The organism is Klebsiella sp. 1SOBk10mer, from assembly GCF_046602535.1.
In the GTDB taxonomy this organism is placed as follows: Bacteria; Pseudomonadota; Gammaproteobacteria; order Enterobacterales; family Enterobacteriaceae; genus Klebsiella; species Klebsiella quasipneumoniae.
The window spans coordinates 62,390-82,467 of the sequence record NZ_JBKIUP010000005.1; the positions used below are offsets into that span (position 1 = coordinate 62,390).

Here is a 20,078-nt window from a genome sequence, read left to right on the forward strand (position 1 = left end):
TTACAGCGCGCTAATTAGATATTTTTGCTTTCCCAGGCGCAATCATCCCCCACAAATGAGAGGGGGGCGTAGGAAGCCGGGGGAGTAAATGAATAAAGGGAATGACGACCGCAAACCGCAAACTGATTATGATTCGCCACGCTTATCGCCACTCTCCGGCAATAATTCATTCAAAAACCAATAATCACCTACCTGTTTCGGTAGGGTATTACGCCAGCGTGCAGAAAAATAAATTAGCAAAGGAATTAAAATGCCAGTTTCTGTGATGGGGTTAACAAATATAAATAAAGGGATAATTAAATTATTACCCCAAATTGTGACGCTCATCATATTAATAACCGCCATTCCGCAGCTGGCGAAATTAACCTGGCGGGTGGTATTCCCTGTCAGTTCTGAGGATATTTCCGCCCTGCCGTTAACCGCGCCTCCGGCAGCGGAACCGGAATTAAAAAACGTACGGCCCGCATTTACCCTGTTTGGCCTGGCGGCTAAAACCCCCCCCGCGCCAGCGGCGGCCACCAGCCTCAATCAGGTGCCGGTTTCCAGCCTGAAGCTACGCCTGGCCGGGCTGCTCGCCAGCAGCAACCCGGCGCGATCCATCGCGATTATTGAAAAGGGAAATCAGCAGGTTAGCCTTAGCGTCGGCGATACCACCCCGGGGTACGATGCGCAGATCGCTGCCATCCTGCCAGACCGGATCATCGTCAACTATCAGGGGCGCCAGGAGGCCATTTTATTATTTAACGATACCCGCGCGCCGTCGTCATCGCCCGCCGCCGCGCCCCGTCCGCCCCTGATGAAGCGACTCCGCGAGCAGCCGCAAAATATCCTCATGTATTTAACGATTTCGCCGGTACTCAGCGGCGACAAACTGCAGGGCTATCGACTTAATCCTGGCAAAGACCCCTCGCTGTTTCGCCAGGCCGGCCTACAGGCAAATGATTTGGCGATTGCCTTAAATGGCATCGATTTACGCGATCAGGAACAAGCGCAACAGGCGCTGCAGAATTTGGCCGACATGACCGAAATAACGCTAACCGTTGAGCGGGAAGGCCAACGACACGATATTGTTTTCGCCCTGGGGGATGAATAATTGCCAACCATGAAACGCCTGCGAAAAATGCTGCCTGCGCTGCTGATATTAACCCCGCTGCTATTTTCCCCGGCCGCCGCGGAGGAATTTTCCGCCAGTTTTAAAGGCACCGATATCCAGGAATTTATCAATACCGTCAGCAAAAACCTGAATAAAACGGTGATTATCGATCCCAGCGTACGCGGCACTATCACCGTGCGCAGTTACGATATGCTCAATGAAGAGCAATATTATCAATTCTTCCTCAGCGTGCTGGATGTATATGGCTTCGCCGTGATTAATATGAATAACGGCGTGCTGAAGGTGGTCCGCGCTAAAGACGCCAAGACCTCGGCCGTTCCGGTCGCCAGCGAGGCCGCGCCGGGCGAAGGCGATGAGGTCGTCACCCGGGTGGTGCCCCTGACCAACGTCGCCGCCCGCGATCTCGCACCGCTGCTCCGCCAGCTGAATGATAACGCTGGCGCCGGCAGCGTGGTCCATTATGAACCCTCCAACGTCCTGCTGATGACCGGCCGCGCGGCGGTGATCAAACGCCTGCTGACTATTGTCGAACGCGTCGACAACGCCGGGGATCGCAGCGTGGTGACCGTGCCTCTCTCCTGGGCCTCCGCTGCGGAGGTGGTCAAACTGGTTACCGAACTCAATAAAGACACCAGCAAATCGGCGCTGCCGGGATCGATGGTGGCGAACGTGGTGGCCGATGAGCGTACCAACTCGGTGCTGGTGAGCGGCGAGCCAAACTCGCGCCAGCGCATTATCGCCATGATCAAACAGCTCGACCGCCAGCAGGCGGTGCAGGGCAACACCAAAGTGATCTACCTGAAGTACGCCAAAGCCGCCGATCTGGTGGAGGTCCTGACCGGGATCAGCAGCTCGTTGCAGAACGATAAGCAAAGCGCCAAACCGGTGGCCGCGATCGATAAAAATATCATTATCAAAGCCCACGGCCAGACCAACGCCCTGATCGTCACCGCCGCGCCGGACGTGATGAACGATCTGGAGCGAGTGATCGCCCAGCTGGATATCCGCCGCCCTCAGGTGCTGGTGGAGGCGATTATCGCCGAAGTGCAGGATGCCGACGGCCTCAATCTCGGTATCCAGTGGGCCAATAAAAACGCCGGCATGACCCAGTTCACCAACAGCGGTTTGCCGATATCCAGCGTCATCGCCGGCGCCAACCAGTACAACAAAGACGGCACCATCAGCAGCTCGCTGGCCAGCGCCCTCGGCTCGTTTAACGGTATCGCCGCCGGTTTCTATCAGGGGAACTGGGCGATGCTGCTGACCGCCCTCTCCAGCAGTACCAAGAACGATATTCTGGCCACCCCCAGCATCGTCACCCTCGACAATATGCAAGCCACCTTCAACGTCGGCCAGGAAGTCCCGGTGTTAACCGGCTCGCAAACCACCTCCGGCGACAACATCTTTAATACCGTCGAGCGCAAAACCGTGGGCATTAAGCTGAAGGTGAAGCCGCAGATTAACGAAGGCGATGCCGTGCTGCTGGAGATTGAGCAGGAAGTATCGAGCGTCGCCGATTCGGCCTCCAGCACCAGCAGCGATCTCGGAGCGACCTTTAATACCCGGACGGTGAATAACGCCGTGCTGGTCGGCAGCGGCGAAACGGTGGTGGTTGGCGGGCTGCTGGATAAAAGCGTCACCGATACCGCCGACAAAGTGCCGCTGCTCGGCGACATCCCGGTGATCGGCGCGCTGTTCCGCTCCGACAGCAAGAAAGTGTCGAAGCGCAACCTGATGCTGTTTATCCGCCCGACCATTATTCGCGACCGCGATGAGTACCGCCAGGCCTCTTCCGGCCAGTACACCGCCTTCAACGATGCGCAAACCAAACAGCGGGGCAAAGAGAGCAGCGAAGCATCGCTCAGCAACGATCTGTTGCACATCTACCCGCAGCAGGAGACCCAGGCCTTCCGCCAGGTCAGCGCCGCCATTGACGCTTTTAACCTCGGAGGCCGCCTATGACGCCAGCCGCCGAACGCCGTCCGCTGCTGCCCTTCGCCTGGGCCCGGGCGCACCATCTGGTGCTGCTCAGCGACGGCGAACGCTGCGAAGCGCTGTGCCGCGCGGACACCGCCGCCCGGGCGCTGCTGGAAGCGCGCCGCCTGGCGGACGGGCCGATGAGCGTCAGCCGTCTGGCGCCGGACGCGTTCGAGAAAGCGCTGGTGCTCAGCTATCAGCGCGACTCGGCGGAAGCGCACCGGATGATGGCCGACATCGGCAATGAGCTTGACCTCTATACCCTCGCCGAAGAGCTGCCGGATACCGACGATCTGCTCGACAGCGAGGACGATGCGCCGATTATCCGTCTGATCAACGCCATGCTCACCGAGGCTATCAAAGAGAAAGCCTCCGATATCCATATCGAAACCTATGAGCGCCATCTGCAGATCCGCTTTCGCGTCGACGGCGTGCTGCGGGAAATTCTCCGCCCGCAGCGGCGGCTGGCCGCGCTGTTAATTTCGCGTATCAAGGTGATGGCGAGCCTGGACATTGCGGAAAAACGGGTTCCCCAGGATGGCCGTATGGCGCTGCGCATCGGCGGGCGGGCGATAGACGTGCGCGTCTCCACCCTGCCCTCCAGCCATGGGGAACGCGTGGTGCTGCGCCTGCTGGACAAAAACAGCGTCAACCTGGATCTGCTGACGCTGGGCATGCCCCCCGCCCTGCTCGACCAGGTCGACGCGCTGATCGCCCGGCCACACGGCATCATTCTGGTCACCGGGCCGACCGGATCCGGGAAAAGCACGACGCTCTACGCCGCCCTCAGCCGCCTCGACGCCCGGGAGCGCAACATCATGACCATTGAAGATCCGGTGGAATATGAGCTGGAGGGCATCGGCCAGACCCAGGTCAACGCCAAAGTCGAGATGACCTTCGCCCGCGGCCTGCGCGCCATCCTGCGCCAGGATCCGGACGTGGTGCTGGTGGGCGAAATCCGCGATGGCGAAACCGCGCAGATCGCCGTTCAGGCCTCGCTCACCGGCCACCTGGTGCTGTCGACTCTGCACACCAACAGCGCGCTGGGCGCTATTTCCCGCCTGCAGGATATGGGCGTGGAGCCTTTTTTACTCTCCACGTCGCTGCTGGCAGTGATGTCGCAGCGGCTGGTGCGCCAACTGTGCCCGCACTGCCGTCAGCCCACGCAGGCGGATGCCGACACCGCCCGGCAGATGGCGGTCCCGACCGGCACGCCGCTGTGGCGGCCAAAAGGCTGCGCCCGGTGTAATTTCACCGGCTATCGCGGACGCACCGGCATTCACGAGCTGCTGCCGATCGACGACCGCGTCCGCGCCGCCATCCACCGCGGCGAAAATGAGATCACCCTGATCCAGCAGCTGGGGCCGGCCTGGCAGACCCTGCGCCATGCCGGGCGCGATAAAGCGCTGGCGGGGATCACCAGCTGGGAGGAGGTGATGCGGGTCACCGAACAGCAAACGGCGGACAGCGTCTGAGATGGCCCTGTTTCGCTATCAGGCGCTGGACGCGCAGGGCAAAACCCGCCGCGGCGTTCAACAAGCCGACTCCACCCGCCACGCCCGCCAGCTGCTGCGGGACAAAGGCTGGCTGGCGCTGGAAGTGGCCGCCGCCGACCCGGCGAGCCGGCTTTGGCGCGGCGGGCTCCTTACCCGGCGCACCAGCGCCGGTGATTTAGCCCTGCTCACTCGCCAGCTGGCCACCCTGGTCGCCGCCGGCATTCCGCTGGAGAAAGCGCTCGATGCCGTCGCCCAGCAGTGCGAAAAGGCGCCGCTGAGAACGTTAATGGCCGGGGTGCGGAGCAAAGTGCTCGAAGGCCATTCGCTGGCGGAGGCGATGCGCGGCTATCCCGCCTGCTTCGACGGCCTGTTCTGCGCCATGGTGGCGGCTGGCGAAACCTCCGGCCATCTCGACGGCGTGCTGAATCGGCTGGCGGACTATACCGAGCAGCGCCAGCAGCTTCGCGCCCGCCTGCTGCAGGCGATGATCTACCCCATCGTGCTGACGCTGGTCGCCATCAGCGTGATCGCCATTCTGCTCTCCACCGTGGTGCCGAAAGTCGTCGAGCAGTTTGTCCATCTTAAACAGGCTCTGCCCTTCTCTACCCGGCTGCTGATGAGCCTGAGCGACATGGTGCGCAGCGCGGGCCCCTGGCTGGTGCTGCTGTCGTTACTGGCGCTGCTGGGGCTGCGCTATCTGCTGCGCCAGCCTGCCCGGCGGCTCGCCTGGGACCGGGCGCTGCTGCGCCTGCCGGTCATCGGCCGCGTGACGCGCAGCGTCAACAGCGCGCGCTACGCCCGCACCTTAAGCATTCTCAACGCCAGCGCGGTGCCGCTGCTGCTGTCGATGCGCATCAGCGCGGGCGTTCTCAGCAATACCTGGGCGCGCAGCCAGCTGGAGACCGCCAGCGAGTCGGTGCGCGAAGGCGTCAGCCTGCATCGAGCGCTGGAGGCCACGGCCCTGTTTCCGCCGATGATGCGCTACATGATCGCCAGCGGCGAACAGAGCGGTGAGCTGACCGCCATGCTGGAGCGCGCGGCGGAGAACCAGGACCGGGAACTGAGCGCGCAGATCCAGATGTCTCTCAGCCTGTTTGAACCCCTGCTGGTGGTCACCATGGCCGGCATGGTGCTGTTTATCGTGCTGGCCATCCTGCAGCCGATCCTGCAACTGAATACCCTTATGAGTATGTGACTGTATTAATGGAGAAAACTATGCAACGGCAACGCGGCTTCACGTTACTGGAAATTATGGTGGTGATCGTCATTCTCGGCATCCTCGCCAGCCTGGTGGTACCTAACCTGATGGGCAACAAGGAGAAAGCGGACCGCCAGAAGGTGGTCAGCGATCTGGTGGCGCTTGAGGGGGCGCTGGACATGTATAAGCTGGACAACAGCCGCTACCCGAATACCGAACAGGGTCTGCAGGCGCTGGTGACCGCCCCGGCCGTCGAGCCGCATGCCCGCAACTACCCGGAAGGCGGCTATATCCGCCGCCTGCCGCAGGACCCATGGGGAAATGAGTATCAGCTGTTAAGCCCCGGTCAGCATGGCGCCATCGACGTCTTCAGCGTCGGCCCGGACGGGATGCCCGACACCAATGACGACATCGGCAACTGGACCCTCGGGAAGAAATAGTGTCTCAGCGCGGTTTCACCCTCCTGGAAATGATGCTGGTCCTGCTGCTGATCGGCGTCAGCGCCAGCATGGTGCTGCTGGCGTTTCCCTCCGCCCGCACCCAGGAGGCCACGCAGATCCTGGCGCGCTTTCAGGCGCAGCTGGATTTTGTCCGCGAGCGCGGGCAGCAAACCGGCCAGCTCTTCGGGATCGTTATCCACCCTGACCGCTGGCAGTTTATGCGCCTGCAGCCTGCCGACGAAGGCGCCCCGGCGGCGGCTGACGACCGCTGGGGCAACGCGCAGTGGCTGCCGCTGCAGGCCGGGCGCGCCACCACGGCGGAAACCCTCCCGCATGCCAGGCTGACGCTGCGCTTTCCCAACGGCCAGGCGTGGACGCCGGGCGAGCAGCCCGACGTGATCATCTTTCCCGGCGGCGAAGTCACCCCGTTTCAGCTGCGGATTGACGCCGCGACGGGCATCAACATCGACGCCCAGGGCGACAGTCAGCCGCTGGCGGCGCGGGAGCAGCCATGAAACGCGAGAGCGGAATGACGCTTATCGAAGTGATGGTCGCGCTGGTGATTTTCGCCCTCGCCGGCCTGGCGGTGATGCAATCCACCCTGCAGCAGACGCGGCAGCTCGGGCGTATGGAAGAGAAAATCCTCGCCAGCTGGCTGGCGGATAATCAGCTGGTGCAGCTGCGGCTGGAGAAACGCTGGCCTGCCCTCAGCTGGTCTGAAACCACCGTGGAGGCCGCCGGGACGCGCTGGTTCGTCCGCTGGCAGGGGGTGGAAACCGCGCTGCCGCAGCTGCGGGCGCTGGACGTGGAGGTCCGGCGGCAAAAAAACGATCCCGCGCCGCTGGCGACTCTGCGCACCTGGGTGACGCCGCCATGATAACGAAAATGCGCGGTTTCACCCTGATTGAAACGCTGCTGGCGCTGGCTATCCTCGCCGTCCTCAGCGCCGCCGCCGTGATGGTGCTGCAGAACGTCATCCGCGCCGATGGCCTCACCCGCGAGAAGAGCCAGCAGATCGCCGCCCTCCAGCGCGCTTTTCGCCAGATAGCCGACGATGTCACGCACATCATTCCCCGTCGCGCCAGAAACAGCGACACGCTTTTCTTTGCCGGACGTTTTCAGTTGCAGAGCGATGACTGGGGGCTGGCCTTCAGCCGCAGCGGCTGGCCGAATCCGCTGGGGATCCTCCCGCGCTCGGAGATCCAGAACGTCAGCTACCGCCTGCGCCAGCAGCAGCTTGAACGGCTGAGCTTCGATCAGCAGGATCCGCTGACCGGGAGCCAGCCGACGGTCCGGGTGCTGCTGCGCGAGGTGACGGCATTTCGCCTGCGGTTTTATGCCGACGGGCGCTGGCAGGAGACCTGGGACCGCCCTCAGACGCTGCCGCAGGGGCTGGAGATCACCCTGACCCTGGCGAACAGCGGGGAGATAACCCGCCTGTTTTTACTTACCCCGGGGGGCGGCCAGTGAAAAATCGGCAACGCGGCGTCGCGCTCCTGATGGTGCTGTTCATCCTCGCCCTGATGATGATCCTCGCCAGCGCCATGACCGAACGCACCTCGGTCATGTATCAACACACCGCCGTGACCCTCGATAATCTGCAGGCCAGATGGTACGCCCTGGCGGCGGAAAACATGGCCGCCGCGCTGCTGCAACGCGACGCGCTGGACTCGCCCAGTCAAACGAACCTGGCGCAAACCTGGGCGCAGGAGGGACGCCGCTTTACCCTCGACGATGGCGAAATCCTCGCCACGATCCGCGACGGGCACGCCTGCTTTAACCTCAATGCCATCAACCATCGCGCGGATGAGACCAGCGGCGAAACGCTCTACCCGACCGACGTCTTCGTCCGGCTGCTGGCGCTGCTCGGCGAATCGCCGCTGCGCGCCAGCCAGATCGCCGCCGCCCTCGGCGACTGGACGGACAGCGACGGCCAGCCGCGACTGAACGGGGCGGAGGACGAGGTTTATATGGCACAAACCCCGGGCTATCTCGCCGCCAACCAGCCGATGCAGGACGTCAGCGAGCTGCGCCTGCTGGCCGGTATGGACGCCGCGCTCTATCAGCGCCTGCTCCCCTTCGTCTGCGTCCAGCCGGATGACGCGCTGCAGGTCAATGTCAACACCCTGCGGCCCTCACAGGCCGCCCTGCTGGTGGCCCTCTTTCCCGGCGATCTGACGCTGCAGGAGGCGCAACAGCTGTTGCACAACCGCCCGCGAACCGGATGGAGCAGCGTCGCCGCGTTTCTCGCGCAGCCTACGCTGCAGAAAACCGATACCACGCTCGCCCGCCCCTGGCTGACGGTGCGCAGCACACGCTTTATCGCCGCCTTCACCGTGGTGACCGGCAACCTTCGCTTTCAGCTGCACAGCGTCCTGCAACAGGAGGGGCGCGCCTTTACCGTCGTCCAGCGGCGATACGGACTTTCTATGGTGGTTGATGAATAAGTTTAACGCTTCCCCCCAGGCCATGCTGATCGTGCGCTTCGCCCCCGGGCAGGCGCCGCTGCACTGGCAACTCTTCGCCCCCGGCGATCCGCATCACGAAGCCCGCGGCCGGTGGCCGGCTGACGACGCCAGCCCTTTCCCGGCGCTGGCGGCGCATTACCCGGCCTGGGTGCTGATCCCGGCCAGCGACTGCGCGTTTCACCCCCTCAGCCTGCCGGCGGGCCTGCGTAAACCGCCGCTGCAGGTGGCCCCGTTCCTGTTGGAAGAGCAGCTGGCCGACGATGTGGAAGCCACCCATTTTGCCCTGCTCCACCGCCAGCAGGCCCAGTGCGAGATCGTCGCCGTGCAGCGGCAAAAAATGCGCGACTGGCTGGCGCGCTGCGAGTCGCTCTCCCTACGCCCCCTGGCGTTGACGCCCGATGTGCTGGCCCTGCCCTGGCAACCGCCGGCGTGGAGCGCGGTGCAGGTGGACGAGCAGTGGCTGATCCGCCACCAGCCATGGAGCGGCATGGCGGCGGAAAGCTCCTGGCTGGCGGAGCTGCTGCAGGGCGAGGCGGAAGAGCACGTCATCGACAGCTATTCGCCGCCGCCCGCGGCGCCGGGAGCGTGGCGCGCGCAGCCTGCGCAGACGCTGCTCTCCCTCGCCGCAAATCATCCGGCGGCGCAGAAGATCAGCCTGCTGCAGGGAGAGTTTGCCATCCGCCGTCGGCAGCCTGCGCAGGGGAGCTGGCGTCCGGCTCGGTATGCCGCGCTGGCCCTGGCGCTGCTGGCGGCGGTGAATAGCGTTCTGGATCATCGCGATCTGGCGCGCCAGGCCGAGGCGGCCCAGCAGGCCAGCCGGGCCTACTATCATCGCTGGTTTCCTACGGAGAAAAAGGTGATTAACCCGCGACTGCAGATGCAGCAGCATCTGCAACCCCTCGCCCGTCAGGCGCAGCATGCCCCCCTCGTCGACCGCCTCAGCGCGTTGCAGAACATCATCAGCGACACGCCGGGGATCCGCCTGCGGGCGCTGAGCTGGGATGCCGCGGCCAACCGTCTGCAACTGGATATCGCCGCGGCCTCTTCCCGGGCGCTGGAGCAGTTCACCCAGCGGGCGCAGCCGCGGTTTCGCGTCCGGCCAGGCGACATGACCACGAAACCGGATGGCATTGAAGGACAACTGACGCTGGAGGAAAACGATGGCTAATCTGTTTATCTGGTGGCGGCAGCGCACGCCGTCGGAGCAGCGCCTGCTGCTCGGACTCGCGGGGCTGCTGGTGGTGTGCGCCCTCTGGTACGGGCTGTGGCAGCCCTGGCGAGCCCGCGAGGCGCAGTGGCGGCAAATCCTGGTGAAAGAACAGGCCAGCCTGCGCTGGATGACGCAGCAGGGTCCGCGCCTGCAGCAGCTCAGCCAGCAGCCCGCGCCGGCGGCAAAAGAGGCGCTCACCGCGCTGGTGATGCGCGAGGCGGCGAGCCACGGGCTGGAAGTCGTTCGTCTGCAGCCACAGGGAAAACGTCTTCAGGTCACCCTTCAGCCCTGCGCCTTTCAGGCGCTGATGGACTGGCTGGACGCCCCGGCGATGCGCGGCGTCAACGCGGTCTCGCTATCCGTAACCGCACAGCCGTCGCGGCCGGGCTGGGTCACGGTCAACCATCTGCTGCTGGAGCGCGACGATGAAAGCTAACGGGTTCGCGGTTGGGCTACTGCTGGCGCTCTATCTGCTGTGGTTGACCGCCACCGCCCCGGCGCGCCTGTTAGTCCCGATGCTGCCGCCCGAGGTACAGGTGGCCAACCTCAGCGGCAGCATCTGGCGCGGCGCGGCGCAGTCAGTCTCCTGGCGCGGCGAACGGCTTGAGCGGCTGACGTGGTCACTCACCCTGGCTGGCTGGCAGATCGCGCTCAGCGATCCCCGCGGCGTGGAGGGTCAGGCCCGGCTGTGGGGCATCCGCGATCTGCGCCTGCAGGAGGGACGGCTCACCGCCCCCGCCAGCCTGCTCGGTCGCTGGCTAACGCCGACCATGCCCGTCAGCGCCGAGGGAGAGGTTACTTTCAGCCTGGCCGAAGCGCACTTCAGCGAGGGGCGCTGTCGGCAAATCACCGCCGGACGCGCGCTGTGGCGTCAGGCCAGGCTGCACTCTCCGGTCGGTAGCCTGGAGTTAGCCCAGGTCAGTGGCACCTTAAGCTGTACGGCGACCGGCGCCGTGGCGCTGGCCATCCGCCAGGATTCTCATCAGCTGAGCCTCAGCGGCGAGGGCACCCTGTCGCCCGATGGCCGCTATCTGTTTCACGGTACGCTACAGCCCAGGCAGGGGATACCGCCCCTGCTGGCGCTGCTGGTCACCCGCCCGATGGCCAAAAACGACCCGGGCCCGACGCCGTGGCAGCTGCAGGGAAAATGGTGATTAAAGGAGCAAAAATGACGACATTAGCCGCATTATCGCTGCATTTCCCCCTTGTCTGGTATGGCTTTCTGCTGCTGTTCGGCCTGGCGCTGGGCAGCTTTTACAACGTGGTGATCTACCGTCTGCCGCGCATGCTGGCCCAGACCGCGGACGACGAGCCGCTAACCCTCAGCACGCCGGGCTCATCCTGTCCGCAGTGTCGCCAGCCGATCGCCTGGCGGGACAATATCCCGCTGCTCAGCTTCCTCTGGCTAGGCCGTCGCGCCCGCTGCTGTCAGGCGCGCATCTCGTGGAGCTATCCGCTGACCGAGCTGACCACCGGCCTGCTGTTTATCCTCGCCGGGGCGCTGCTCGCGCCGGGACTGGCACTGGCGGGCGGCCTGGTGCTGCTCTCCTTTCTGCTGATACTGGCGCGGATTGATGCCCGGACCCAGCTGCTGCCCGATCGCCTGACCCTGCCCCTGCTGTGGGCCGGACTGCTGTTTAATCTTAACGAGGTGTACATTGCGCTGCCGGACGCGGTCGCCGGGGCGATGGCTGGTTATCTGGCACTGTGGTCGGTCTATTGGCTGTTCCGCCTGCTGACCGGCAAAGAGGCTCTGGGCTATGGCGATTTTAAGCTGCTGGCGGCGCTGGGCGCCTGGTGCGGCTGGCAGGCTCTGCCGCAGGTGCTGTTGTTCGCCTCGGCCAGCGGGCTGATGTGGACCCTGCTGCAGCGCCTGTGGACCCGGCAGTCGCTGCAGCAGCCGCTGGCCTTCGGCCCCTGGCTGGCGCTGGCGGGAGGGGGCGTTTTTCTCTGGCAGCAGATGGTCTAGCGTGAGTGGTTCGACTGGCCGGGCAGAATGCCGCCCGGCGCCTGGGGCTACGAATATTTTTTGCTGCGTCGGGTCGGGGCGGCGTTGGCCGGATCGTCCGGCCAGACGTGTTTCGGATAGCGTCCCTTCATCTCTTTCTGTACCTCACGGTAGCTCCCCTGCCAGAAGGCGCTGAGATCGCGCGTGATCTGCAACGGACGCTGAGCGGGCGACAGCAGCTCCAGCACCAGTGGCACTCGCCCCTCGGCGATAACCGGCGTCGTGGCCTCGCCGAACATCTCCTGCATACGCACCGCCAGCGCCGGCGGGTTCTCCGCATGGTAACGGATAGCCAGACGGCTGCCGGTCGGCACGGTATAGTGCGTCGGCAGCTCGCGATCCAGCTTCTGGCGCAGCGGCCACGGCAGCCAGTCCTGGAGCGCCTGCCGCAGATCCAGCGCCTTCAGCGCCCGCAGCGAGTGAACGCCGTTCATCTGCGGCAGCAGCCATGCCTCCAGCGAGGCCAGCAGCGAAGCGTCATCCACCGCGGGCCACGCCTCTTCCGGCAGCCATTGCGCCGCACACTGCAGCCGCAGCCGCAGCTGCTCGGCCTCTGGCGTCCAGTTGAGCACACCGAGGCCTTTCTCACGAATCCCGTTGAGCATCGCCTGATGCAGCTCCGCCTCAGAGGGCTTCGCCAGCGGCTGGGTCTTAATCACCAGCTGGCCCGTCACCGTCCGCCGCCAGGCTTTCAGCGTCCCCTGCGCTTCATCCCACTCCACCGTGTCGGAACGCTGCGCCAGCTCGGGACGGGCGGCGATCAGCTCGCCGATATCCACCGGCAGAGCCAGCAGCATGCGGGCATCCGGTGAGGCGCTGCCCTGCAGCAGCAGCGGAGCGATCAGCCACTCATGGCGGCCCAGCGCGTCGTCGGCGTCCAGCATCGCGCCCATACCGTTCGCCAGCTGATAGCGTCCCTCCTGACCGCGGCGGCGGGCGATGCGGTCGGCGAAGGCCGACGCCAGGAGCGCAGCCATTCGTCCCGCATCGGGCTGGCCGCTGCGGCAGGCCAGACGCTTCATCAGCTGCTGCGCGCGCTGCTGCCAGTTGGCCTGCTGACGGGAAAAGACGGCGCCCAAATCCACCAGCCCGCCGCGCGGCGGCTCCTCAAGGATCGCCGCCAGCCTGGCCGCCGTCGCCACTTCGTCATCGGTCTGCGCAGCGGCCAGCATCGCCGCCAGCCGGGGCTCGTTGCCGAGGGTGGCCATTTTGCGGCCAAACGCCGACAGCCGCTCGCCGTCCAGCGCCGAGAGCGCCTCCAGCAGGCGGCGCGCGGCAGCCAGGTTCACCGCCGGCGGCTGATCCAGCCAGGCCAGCGAGGCCGGATCGTGGCAACCCCACTGCAGCAGCTCCAGCAACAGCGCCGACAGATCGCTGTGCAGGATCTCCGGTTCGCTCTGCGCCGCCGCTCGTTCGGCCTGTTCTTTGCCGAGCAAATGCAGGCAGATCCCCGGGGAGAGACGACCGGCGCGTCCAGCGCGCTGGGTCATCGATGCCTGGCTGATGCGCTGCGTCACCAGCCGGGTCAGGCCGGTGCGCGGGTCAAAGCGGGCAACGCGCTCCTGGGCGGTGTCGACCACCAGGCGGATGCCCTCGATGGTTAAACTGGTCTCAGCAATGTTGGTGGCCAGCACCACTTTGCGCTTCCCGGCCGGCGCCGGGAGGATCGCTTTGCGCTGCTCGCTTAGGGGCAAAGCGCCATACAGCGGGCAGAGGATGACATCCTCCGCCACACGCTCCGTCAGCTGTTCCTGAACGCGCTGGATCTCGCCGACGCCGGGCAGAAACAGCAGCATCGATCCCTGTTCATGCCGCAGGAGCTCCGCCGCCGCTATCGCCACCGCCTCATCAAAACGCTGGTGCGCGGAGAGCGGGCTGAAGCGACGCTCCACCGGATAAGCGCGCCCCTCCGAGACCACCACCGGCGCCTCAGGCAGCAGACGCTGCAGGCGATCGTTATCAAGGGTCGCCGACATGATGAGCAGTTTGAGATCGTCACGTAACCCCTGCTGGACATCAAGCAGCAGGGCCAGCGCCAGATCCGCCTGCAGGCTGCGCTCGTGAAACTCATCGAGGATCACCAGCCCCACGCCCGTCAGCTCGGGATCGCGCTGGATCATGCGCGTCAGGATCCCCTCCGTGACCACCTCCAGGCGGGTCTGTGGCCCGACGCAGGTTTCGGCACGCATGCGGTAACCCACGGTCTCCCCTGGCTTTTCGCCGAGCAGTTCAGCCAGCCGCTGCGCGACATTGCGCGCCGCCAGACGCCTAGGCTCCAGCAGGATAATGCGTCCCGCGATGTTACCCTCAGCGAGGATCTGCAGCGGCAGCCAGGTCGACTTCCCGGCGCCGGTCGGCGCGTTGAGCAAAACCTGCGGCGCATGCTGCAGGGCGGATAACAGTTCTGGGAGGACGGCGGCAACCGGCAATGAGGACACAAAAGGCTCCGGGGGTTAACATTCAGGGGCTCGCATTGTAGCATCCCCCTAATTCATTACCGAGTCTCTATCATGTCTGAGCCGAAAAGGCTGTTTTTTGCGATTGAACTGCCGCCTGCCGTCCGCAAACAGATTGTCCAGTGGCGGGCAACGCACTTCCCTGAGGATGCCGGCAGGCCCGTCGCGGCGGATAACCTTCATCTGACGCTGGCGTTTCTCGGCGAGGTGAGCGCGGAAAAACAGCGGGCGCTGTCTGCCCTCGCCGGCCGCCTCCAGCAGCCGGGCTTTACCCTGACGCTGGACGATGCCGGACAGTGGCTGCGTTCGCGGGTGGTCTGGCTCGGGACCCGTCAGCCACCGCGCGGCCTGCTGCAGCTTGCCAGTATGCTGCGCGCTCAGGCGGCGCGCAGCGGCTGCTATCAGAGTCCGCAGCCGTTTCATCCGCACATTACCCTGTGGCGCGATGCCCGTCAGGCGGTGCCGATCCCGCCGCCCGGCTTTCGCTGGACGTTTCCGGTGAACGAGTTCGTGCTCTATGAATCCAGCTTTAGCCACGGGCGCACGCGCTACACGGCGCTGGAACATTATCCGTTTGATAAGGAAAATTGATGCAGTTTGATCCGCCGTTGCAACCCGCCATTTTGCTTAAACGTTACAAACGTTTTCTTGCCGACGTGGTGACCCCCGATGGCCGCGAATTGACGCTCCACTGCCCAAATACCGGTGCCATGACCGGCTGCGCCGTCCCGGGCGACACCGTCTGGTATTCCACTTCTGACAATGCGAAGCGCAAATATGCCCATACCTGGGAATTAACTGAAACGCAGCAGGGCGCCGTTATTTGCGTCAACACGCTGCGCGCGAATACGCTGGCGAAAGAAGCAATTTCCGCCGGAATAATCCCTGAACTTTCAGGCTATAACCAGCTGAAAAGCGAAGTGAAATATGGCGCTGAGAATAGCCGTATCGATATTATGTTACAGGCAGATGATCGCCAAAACTGCTATATTGAAGTGAAATCGGTTACGTTGGCGGAGAAAGAATACGGTTATTTTCCTGATGCGGTGACTATGCGCGGACAGAAGCACCTGCGGGAGCTGATGGCCGTCGCGGCAAATGGCGACCGCGCGGTGATTTTATTTGCCGTCCTGCATTCGGCAATTGACCGTTTCTCTCCCGCGCATCATATTGATGCCAGATACGCACAGCTGTTAACAGAAGCCCGCGACAAGGGGGTGGAAATTCTCGCCTGGAAAGCGGAACTTTCTACGACGAGGATGACTCTGAATAAGCCGATCGCCGTGGTGTTAAACCCCGGTAAATAAGTGGCTAAATAGTGTTCGGGTCGCAAGCGCGAATACGCTTTTCTTCACAGGGTTGTCAAGTGTAACGTTTAGATAATTGCTATCCGGAAAAGCATCTGCTATTTATAGCGGCCTGATTTTCCCCCACATGGGGATCGATAGTGCGTGTTAAGGAGAAGCAACATGCAAGAAGGGCAAAACCGTAAAACATCGTCCCTGAGTATTCTCGCCATCGCTGGGGTGGAGCCGTACCAAGAGAAACCGGGCGAAGAGTATATGAACGAAGCCCAGCTGGCGCACTTCAAGCGTATTCTTGAAGCATGGCGTAATCAACTCAGGGATGAAGTGGATCGCACCGTATCGCACATGCAGGATGAAGCTGCTAACTTCCCGGACCCGGTAGACCGTGCCGCCCAGGAAGAAGAGTTCAGCCTGGAGCTGCGTAACCGCGACCGCGAACGTAAATTGATCAAAAAGATCGAGAAAACGCTGAAAAAAGTTGAAGACGAAGACTTCGGCTACTGCGAATCCTGCGGCGTGGAGATCGGCATTCGCCGTCTGGAAGCGCGTCCGACAGCGGATCTGTGCATTGACTGCAAAACCCTGGCGGAAATTCGCGAAAAACAGATGGCGGGCTAATCCCCTGCTGCCTCACTCTCTGGCGGGAGTCTCTCCCGCCTGGTTCTGTTGTCCGTACCATGACTGACTCACGCTATATAGGGCGCTTTGCTCCCTCCCCCTCCGGCGAACTCCACTTCGGCTCTCTGATCGCCGCGCTCGGCAGCTACCTGCAGGCCCGCGCGAACCAGGGTATCTGGCGCGTTCGTATTGAAGATATCGACCCGCCGCGCGAAGTCCCCGGGGCCGCCGACACCATCCTGCGCCAGCTCGACCACTACGGTCTGCACTGGGACGGCGAGGTGCTCTGGCAGTCGCAACGGCACGAAGCCTACCGCGAGGCGCTGGCCTGGCTGAGCGAGCAAGGGCTGAGCTACTACTGCACCTGCACCCGCGCGCGGATCCACGCCGTAGGCGGGATCTATGATGGTCACTGCCGCGACCTTGGGCTGGGGGCGGAAAACGCCGCGCTGCGTCTGCGCCAGACCCGTCCGGTTCTGCAGTTCACCGACCGCCTGCGCGGCACGCTGGTCGCCAACGAGCCGCTGGCGCGAGAAGATTTTATTATCCACCGTCGCGACGGACTGTTTGCCTACAACCTGGCGGTGGTGGTCGATGACCACTTTCAGGGGATCACCGAGATCGTCCGCGGCGCCGATCTGATTGAGCCGACGGTGCGGCAGATTTCGCTGTATCAGCATTTTGGCTGGCAGGCACCGGACTACCTCCATCTGCCGCTGGCCCTCAATGCCGACGGCAATAAGCTCTCTAAACAAAACCACGCGCCGGCGCTGCCGGAAGGCGATCCGCGCCCCGAAATCGTCCGGGCGCTCCGCTTTCTGAATCAGGAGATCGCCGGGGAGTGGCAGGCCCTGAGCATCGATGATTTACTCGCCCAGGCCGTCGCCAACTGGCAGCCGGCGAAAATCGAGCATTCTCAAATGGCTCCCGCTGAGCTATGATTAGCCGCTATTTTTACACTGTACAGTTGATCTGAAGTCCGTCTGACACTACGAGGTGCACCATTTTTACCCGAGTCGCTAATTTTTGCCGTAAGGTGCTAAGCCGTGAGGAGCGCGAGGCAGAAGCCGCCGTCGAACCAACGCCTATGACGGTGATCCCGCGTGAGCAGCATGCTATTTCCCGCAAAGATATCAGTGAAAACGCCCTCAAGGTCATGTACCGCCTCAACAAGGCGGGCTACGAGTCCTGGCTGGTCGGCGGCGGCGTCCGCGACCTGCTGCTTGGCAAAAAGCCAAAAGATTTTGACGTCACGACCAACGCCACGCCGGATCAGGTGCGTAAGCTGTTCCGCAACTGCCGTCTGGTCGGGCGCCGTTTCCGCCTCGCGCACGTCATGTTCGGGCCGGAAATTATTGAGGTCGCTACCTTCCGTGGCCATCACGAAGGGCACACTACCGATCGCGTCACCTCCCAGCGGGGCCAGAACGGCATGCTGCTGCGTGATAATATCTTCGGCTCGATCGAAGAGGACGCCCAGCGTCGCGACTTCACCATCAACAGCCTCTATTACAGCGTGGCGGACTTTACCGTTCGCGACTACGTCGGCGGCATGAAGGATCTGCAGGACGGCGTGATCCGCCTGATCGGCAATCCGGAAACCCGCTATCGCGAGGATCCGGTACGCATGCTGCGCGCGGTGCGCTTCGCCGCCAAGCTGGATATGACCATCAGTCCGGAAACGGCCGAACCGCTGCCGCGGCTGGCCGCCCTGCTCCACGACGTGCCGCCGGCGCGCCTGTTCGAAGAAGTGCTCAAGCTGCTGCAGGCCGGGCATGGCTATCAGACCTACCTGCTGCTGCGGGAATACAACCTGTTCCAGCCGCTGTTCCCGACCATCACCCGCTACTTTACCGAGCGCGGCGATAGCCCGATGGAGCGGATCATCAACCAGGTGCTGAAGAACACCGATACCCGCATTCGTAACGACATGCGCGTCAATCCGGCCTTCCTGTTCGCAGTGATGTTCTGGTATCCGCTGCTGGAGACGGCGCAGAAAATCGCCCAGGAGAGCGGTCTGGCATACTATGACGCCTTCGCCCTGGCGATGAACGACGTACTGGACGAAGCCTGCCGTACGCTGGCGATCCCTAAGCGCATCACCACCCTGATCCGCGATATCTGGCAGCTGCAGCTGCGCATGTCCCGTCGCCAGGGCAAACGCGCCTGGAAGCTGATGGAGCATCCGAAATTCCGCGCCGCCTACGATCTGCTGGAGCTACGCGCTGGCGCTGAAAACAACGGCGAACTGCAGCGTCTGACCAAATGGTGGGGCGAATTCCAGGTCGCCGCGCCGCCGGCGCAAAAAGATATGCTCAACGACCTCGGGGACGATCCGGCGCCGCGCCGTCGCCACCGCCGTCCGCGCAAGCGCGCGCCACGCCAGGGTAACGCATGACCCTGGCCTATATCGCCCTCGGCAGTAACCTCGCTTCGCCACTGGCGCAGGTGCAGGCGGCTATCCACGCCCTGGGCGAAATTCCGCACAGCCGCGTGGTGAACGTCTCTTCGTTCTACCGCACGCCGCCGCTGGGCCCGCAGGATCAGCCAGACTATCTCAACGCCGCCGTCGCGCTGGAAACCACGCTGTCCCCTGAGGCACTGCTCGATCACACCCAGCGCATTGAGCTGCAGCAGGGTCGGGTGCGCAAAGCCGAACGCTGGGGGCCGCGCACCCTCGATCTCGACATTATGCTGTTTGGCGATGCGGTCATTAACAGCGAGCGCCTGACCGTTCCGCACTACGATATGAGAAACCGCGGCTTTATGCTCTGGCCGCTGTTCGAGATCGCCCCGGACCTCCACTTTCCTGACGGCATGGCGCTGCGCGCCGTGCTGGATGATCTCGGCGCGGCAAAGCCCGCTATCTGGTAATTCCCTCTCCTTTTTTAGCATTTGCGGCGATCGTCGTAATCGGTTGCCCAAAATCATTGCCCCTCTGAATGCTGCTGTTAGAATGCCGGTTAATATGACTTTCATCATCAGGAAATGTTATGAAACCGACCACCATTGCCCTGCTGCAGAAATGCAAACAGGAAAAGAAGCGCTTTGCCACCATTACCGCCTACGACCATAGCTTCGCGAAGCTGTTCGCCGATGAAGGCATTAATGTGCTGCTGGTGGGCGACTCGCTGGGAATGACGGTGCAGGGTCACGACTCCACCCTGCCGGTCACCGTAGAAGATATCGCCTATCACACCCGCGCCGTCCGCCGCGGCGCGCCGAACAGCCTGCTGCTCGCCGACCTGCCGTTTATGGCCTACGCCACGCCGGAGCAGGCCTTCGAAAATGCCGCCGTCGTGATGCGCGCTGGCGCCAATATGGTCAAACTCGAAGGCGGCGCCTGGCTGGCCGAGACCGTGAAGATGCTGGCGGAACGCGCGGTGCCGGTTTGCGGCCATCTCGGCCTGACGCCGCAGTCGGTGAACGTCTTCGGTGGCTATAAAGTGCAGGGACGCGGCGATGCGGCGCAGACCCTGTTTGAAGACGCGTTAGCGCTGGAAGCGGCAGGCGCGCAACTGCTGGTGCTGGAGTGCGTCCCGGTCGCCCTGGCGAAACGCATCACCGAAGCCCTGACCATTCCGGTGATCGGCATCGGCGCGGGCAACGTCACCGATGGGCAGATCCTGGTGATGCATGACGCTTTCGGCATTACCGGCGGCCACATTCCGAAATTTGCCAAGAATTTCCTTGCCGAGGCGGGCGACATCCGCGCCGCGGTGCGGCAGTATATTGCCGAAGTTGAATCCGGGGTCTATCCGGGCGAAGAACACAGTTTCCATTAAG

Annotated in this window: 22 protein-coding genes; 21 read left to right on the forward strand and 1 reads right to left on the reverse strand. The window is 63.4% G+C overall.

Annotated elements, in window-relative coordinates; genetic code table 11:
* Window positions 1-128 precede the first annotated feature (128 nt).
* Genes ACLH1I_RS14715 through ACLH1I_RS14780 form a run of 14 tightly spaced genes read left to right on the forward strand, consistent with a single transcriptional unit; the run spans window position 129 to window position 11,872 of the window.
* Window positions 129-266 (forward strand): hypothetical protein, encoded by a 138-nt coding sequence (locus ACLH1I_RS14715; protein ID WP_192796526.1) that lies wholly within the window; start codon window positions 129-131, stop codon window positions 264-266.
* On the forward strand, window positions 251-1,093 hold the full coding sequence (gene gspC / locus ACLH1I_RS14720; RefSeq protein WP_151629166.1) for a type II secretion system protein GspC: 843 nt from the start codon (window positions 251-253) through the stop codon (window positions 1,091-1,093). The genes ACLH1I_RS14715 and gspC overlap by 16 nt, the downstream gene beginning before the upstream one ends.
* 9 nt (window positions 1,094-1,102) lie before the next feature.
* Window positions 1,103-3,076 carry a GspD family T2SS secretin variant PulD gene (gene pulD / locus ACLH1I_RS14725; protein WP_004204420.1) on the forward strand — a complete coding sequence of 658 codons (1,974 nt, stop codon included), beginning with the start codon at window positions 1,103-1,105 and terminating at the stop codon, window positions 3,074-3,076.
* Window positions 3,073-4,566, forward strand: coding sequence for a type II secretion system ATPase GspE (gene gspE, locus ACLH1I_RS14730; protein WP_017901153.1), 1,494 nt, complete (start codon window positions 3,073-3,075; stop codon window positions 4,564-4,566). Before pulD ends, gspE begins: the two co-directional genes overlap by 4 nt.
* Before the next feature lies 1 nt (window position 4,567).
* Entirely contained in the window at window positions 4,568-5,782 is a 1,215-nt protein-coding gene (gspF, locus tag ACLH1I_RS14735; protein ID WP_151629164.1) for a type II secretion system inner membrane protein GspF, read from the forward strand.
* Between the two features lie 20 nt (window positions 5,783-5,802).
* Window positions 5,803-6,225 (forward strand): type II secretion system major pseudopilin GspG, encoded by a 423-nt coding sequence (gene gspG / locus ACLH1I_RS14740; protein WP_004204417.1) that lies wholly within the window; start codon window positions 5,803-5,805, stop codon window positions 6,223-6,225.
* Entirely contained in the window at window positions 6,225-6,740 is a 516-nt protein-coding gene (gene gspH / locus ACLH1I_RS14745; protein WP_053810751.1) for a type II secretion system minor pseudopilin GspH, read from the forward strand. The genes gspG and gspH overlap by 1 nt, the downstream gene beginning before the upstream one ends.
* Window positions 6,737-7,102: a type II secretion system minor pseudopilin GspI gene (gene gspI, locus ACLH1I_RS14750; protein ID WP_053810752.1), complete on the forward strand. Its 366-nt coding sequence runs from the start codon at window positions 6,737-6,739 to the stop codon at window positions 7,100-7,102. The genes gspH and gspI overlap by 4 nt, the downstream gene beginning before the upstream one ends.
* Window positions 7,099-7,695, forward strand: a complete 597-nt coding sequence (gspJ, locus tag ACLH1I_RS14755) for a type II secretion system minor pseudopilin GspJ (RefSeq protein WP_048323018.1) — start codon at window positions 7,099-7,101, stop codon at window positions 7,693-7,695. Before gspI ends, gspJ begins: the two co-directional genes overlap by 4 nt.
* On the forward strand, window positions 7,692-8,672 hold the full coding sequence (gene gspK / locus ACLH1I_RS14760) for a type II secretion system minor pseudopilin GspK (protein WP_077268679.1): 981 nt from the start codon (window positions 7,692-7,694) through the stop codon (window positions 8,670-8,672). The genes gspJ and gspK overlap by 4 nt, the downstream gene beginning before the upstream one ends.
* Entirely contained in the window at window positions 8,665-9,861 is a 1,197-nt protein-coding gene (gene gspL, locus ACLH1I_RS14765) for a type II secretion system protein GspL (protein WP_064187719.1), read from the forward strand. The genes gspK and gspL overlap by 8 nt, the downstream gene beginning before the upstream one ends.
* Complete coding sequence (locus tag ACLH1I_RS14770) at window positions 9,854-10,339, forward strand: type II secretion system protein M (protein ID WP_043521988.1); 486 nt, start codon at window positions 9,854-9,856, stop codon at window positions 10,337-10,339. The genes gspL and ACLH1I_RS14770 overlap by 8 nt, the downstream gene beginning before the upstream one ends.
* Window positions 10,329-11,057 carry a type II secretion system protein N gene (locus ACLH1I_RS14775; protein ID WP_064178512.1) on the forward strand — a complete coding sequence of 243 codons (729 nt, stop codon included), beginning with the start codon at window positions 10,329-10,331 and terminating at the stop codon, window positions 11,055-11,057. Before ACLH1I_RS14770 ends, ACLH1I_RS14775 begins: the two co-directional genes overlap by 11 nt.
* 14 nt (window positions 11,058-11,071) lie before the next feature.
* Window positions 11,072-11,872 carry a prepilin peptidase gene (locus ACLH1I_RS14780; protein WP_049116597.1) on the forward strand — a complete coding sequence of 267 codons (801 nt, stop codon included), beginning with the start codon at window positions 11,072-11,074 and terminating at the stop codon, window positions 11,870-11,872.
* A 47-nt stretch (window positions 11,873-11,919) separates the two neighbouring features.
* Here the strand turns inward: ACLH1I_RS14780 and hrpB are convergent, their stop codons facing one another.
* Window positions 11,920-14,349, reverse strand: a complete 2,430-nt coding sequence (hrpB, locus tag ACLH1I_RS14785) for an ATP-dependent helicase HrpB (protein ID WP_032455567.1) — start codon at window positions 14,347-14,349, stop codon at window positions 11,920-11,922.
* 72 nt (window positions 14,350-14,421) lie between these two features.
* Between hrpB and thpR the strand changes: the two genes are divergently transcribed.
* From thpR to panB, 7 genes are all read left to right on the forward strand, one after another.
* Window positions 14,422-14,958, forward strand: a complete 537-nt coding sequence (thpR, locus tag ACLH1I_RS14790) for an RNA 2',3'-cyclic phosphodiesterase (protein WP_049116602.1) — start codon at window positions 14,422-14,424, stop codon at window positions 14,956-14,958.
* Window positions 14,958-15,674 carry a DNA/RNA nuclease SfsA gene (gene sfsA, locus ACLH1I_RS14795; RefSeq protein ID WP_004204404.1) on the forward strand — a complete coding sequence of 239 codons (717 nt, stop codon included), beginning with the start codon at window positions 14,958-14,960 and terminating at the stop codon, window positions 15,672-15,674. Before thpR ends, sfsA begins: the two co-directional genes overlap by 1 nt.
* Window positions 15,675-15,836: 162 nt before the next feature.
* Window positions 15,837-16,292 (forward strand): RNA polymerase-binding protein DksA, encoded by a 456-nt coding sequence (gene dksA, locus ACLH1I_RS14800; RefSeq protein ID WP_002888845.1) that lies wholly within the window; start codon window positions 15,837-15,839, stop codon window positions 16,290-16,292.
* A gap of 59 nt (window positions 16,293-16,351) precedes the next feature.
* Window positions 16,352-17,233 (forward strand): tRNA glutamyl-Q(34) synthetase GluQRS, encoded by an 882-nt coding sequence (gene gluQRS, locus ACLH1I_RS14805; RefSeq protein ID WP_004204403.1) that lies wholly within the window; start codon window positions 16,352-16,354, stop codon window positions 17,231-17,233.
* A 62-nt stretch (window positions 17,234-17,295) separates the two neighbouring features.
* On the forward strand, window positions 17,296-18,690 hold the full coding sequence (pcnB, locus tag ACLH1I_RS14810) for a polynucleotide adenylyltransferase PcnB (protein ID WP_071592560.1): 1,395 nt from the start codon (window positions 17,296-17,298) through the stop codon (window positions 18,688-18,690).
* Window positions 18,687-19,166 (forward strand): 2-amino-4-hydroxy-6-hydroxymethyldihydropteridine diphosphokinase, encoded by a 480-nt coding sequence (gene folK / locus ACLH1I_RS14815; RefSeq protein ID WP_023319748.1) that lies wholly within the window; start codon window positions 18,687-18,689, stop codon window positions 19,164-19,166. Before pcnB ends, folK begins: the two co-directional genes overlap by 4 nt.
* A 119-nt stretch (window positions 19,167-19,285) precedes the next feature.
* Window positions 19,286-20,077, forward strand: a complete 792-nt coding sequence (gene panB / locus ACLH1I_RS14820; protein WP_004204400.1) for a 3-methyl-2-oxobutanoate hydroxymethyltransferase — start codon at window positions 19,286-19,288, stop codon at window positions 20,075-20,077.
* Window position 20,078: the final 1 nt, after the last annotated feature.

Bases quoted from the DNA above. Each gene is read 5' to 3' on its own strand.
- ACLH1I_RS14715 (WP_192796526.1), top strand. From the start codon at position 129: ATGATTCGCCACGCTTATCGCCACTCTCCGGCAATAATTCATTCAAAA.
- gluQRS (WP_004204403.1), top strand. From the start codon at position 16,352: ATGACTGACTCACGCTATATAGGGCGCTTTGCTCCCTCCCCCTCCGGC.
- panB (WP_004204400.1), top strand. From the start codon at position 19,286: ATGAAACCGACCACCATTGCCCTGCTGCAGAAATGCAAACAGGAAAAG.
- gspG (WP_004204417.1), top strand. From the start codon at position 5,803: ATGCAACGGCAACGCGGCTTCACGTTACTGGAAATTATGGTGGTGATC.
- thpR (WP_049116602.1), top strand. From the start codon at position 14,422: ATGTCTGAGCCGAAAAGGCTGTTTTTTGCGATTGAACTGCCGCCTGCC.
- dksA (WP_002888845.1), top strand. From the start codon at position 15,837: ATGCAAGAAGGGCAAAACCGTAAAACATCGTCCCTGAGTATTCTCGCC.
- folK (WP_023319748.1), top strand. From the start codon at position 18,687: ATGACCCTGGCCTATATCGCCCTCGGCAGTAACCTCGCTTCGCCACTG.
- ACLH1I_RS14775 (WP_064178512.1), top strand. From the start codon at position 10,329: ATGAAAGCTAACGGGTTCGCGGTTGGGCTACTGCTGGCGCTCTATCTG.
- gspF (WP_151629164.1), top strand. From the start codon at position 4,568: ATGGCCCTGTTTCGCTATCAGGCGCTGGACGCGCAGGGCAAAACCCGC.
- gspC (WP_151629166.1), top strand. From the start codon at position 251: ATGCCAGTTTCTGTGATGGGGTTAACAAATATAAATAAAGGGATAATT.
- ACLH1I_RS14780 (WP_049116597.1), top strand. From the start codon at position 11,072: ATGACGACATTAGCCGCATTATCGCTGCATTTCCCCCTTGTCTGGTAT.
- gspE (WP_017901153.1), top strand. From the start codon at position 3,073: ATGACGCCAGCCGCCGAACGCCGTCCGCTGCTGCCCTTCGCCTGGGCC.
- pulD (WP_004204420.1), top strand. From the start codon at position 1,103: ATGAAACGCCTGCGAAAAATGCTGCCTGCGCTGCTGATATTAACCCCG.
- gspL (WP_064187719.1), top strand. From the start codon at position 8,665: ATGAATAAGTTTAACGCTTCCCCCCAGGCCATGCTGATCGTGCGCTTC.
- ACLH1I_RS14770 (WP_043521988.1), top strand. From the start codon at position 9,854: ATGGCTAATCTGTTTATCTGGTGGCGGCAGCGCACGCCGTCGGAGCAG.
- sfsA (WP_004204404.1), top strand. From the start codon at position 14,958: ATGCAGTTTGATCCGCCGTTGCAACCCGCCATTTTGCTTAAACGTTAC.
- gspJ (WP_048323018.1), top strand. From the start codon at position 7,099: ATGATAACGAAAATGCGCGGTTTCACCCTGATTGAAACGCTGCTGGCG.
- gspI (WP_053810752.1), top strand. From the start codon at position 6,737: ATGAAACGCGAGAGCGGAATGACGCTTATCGAAGTGATGGTCGCGCTG.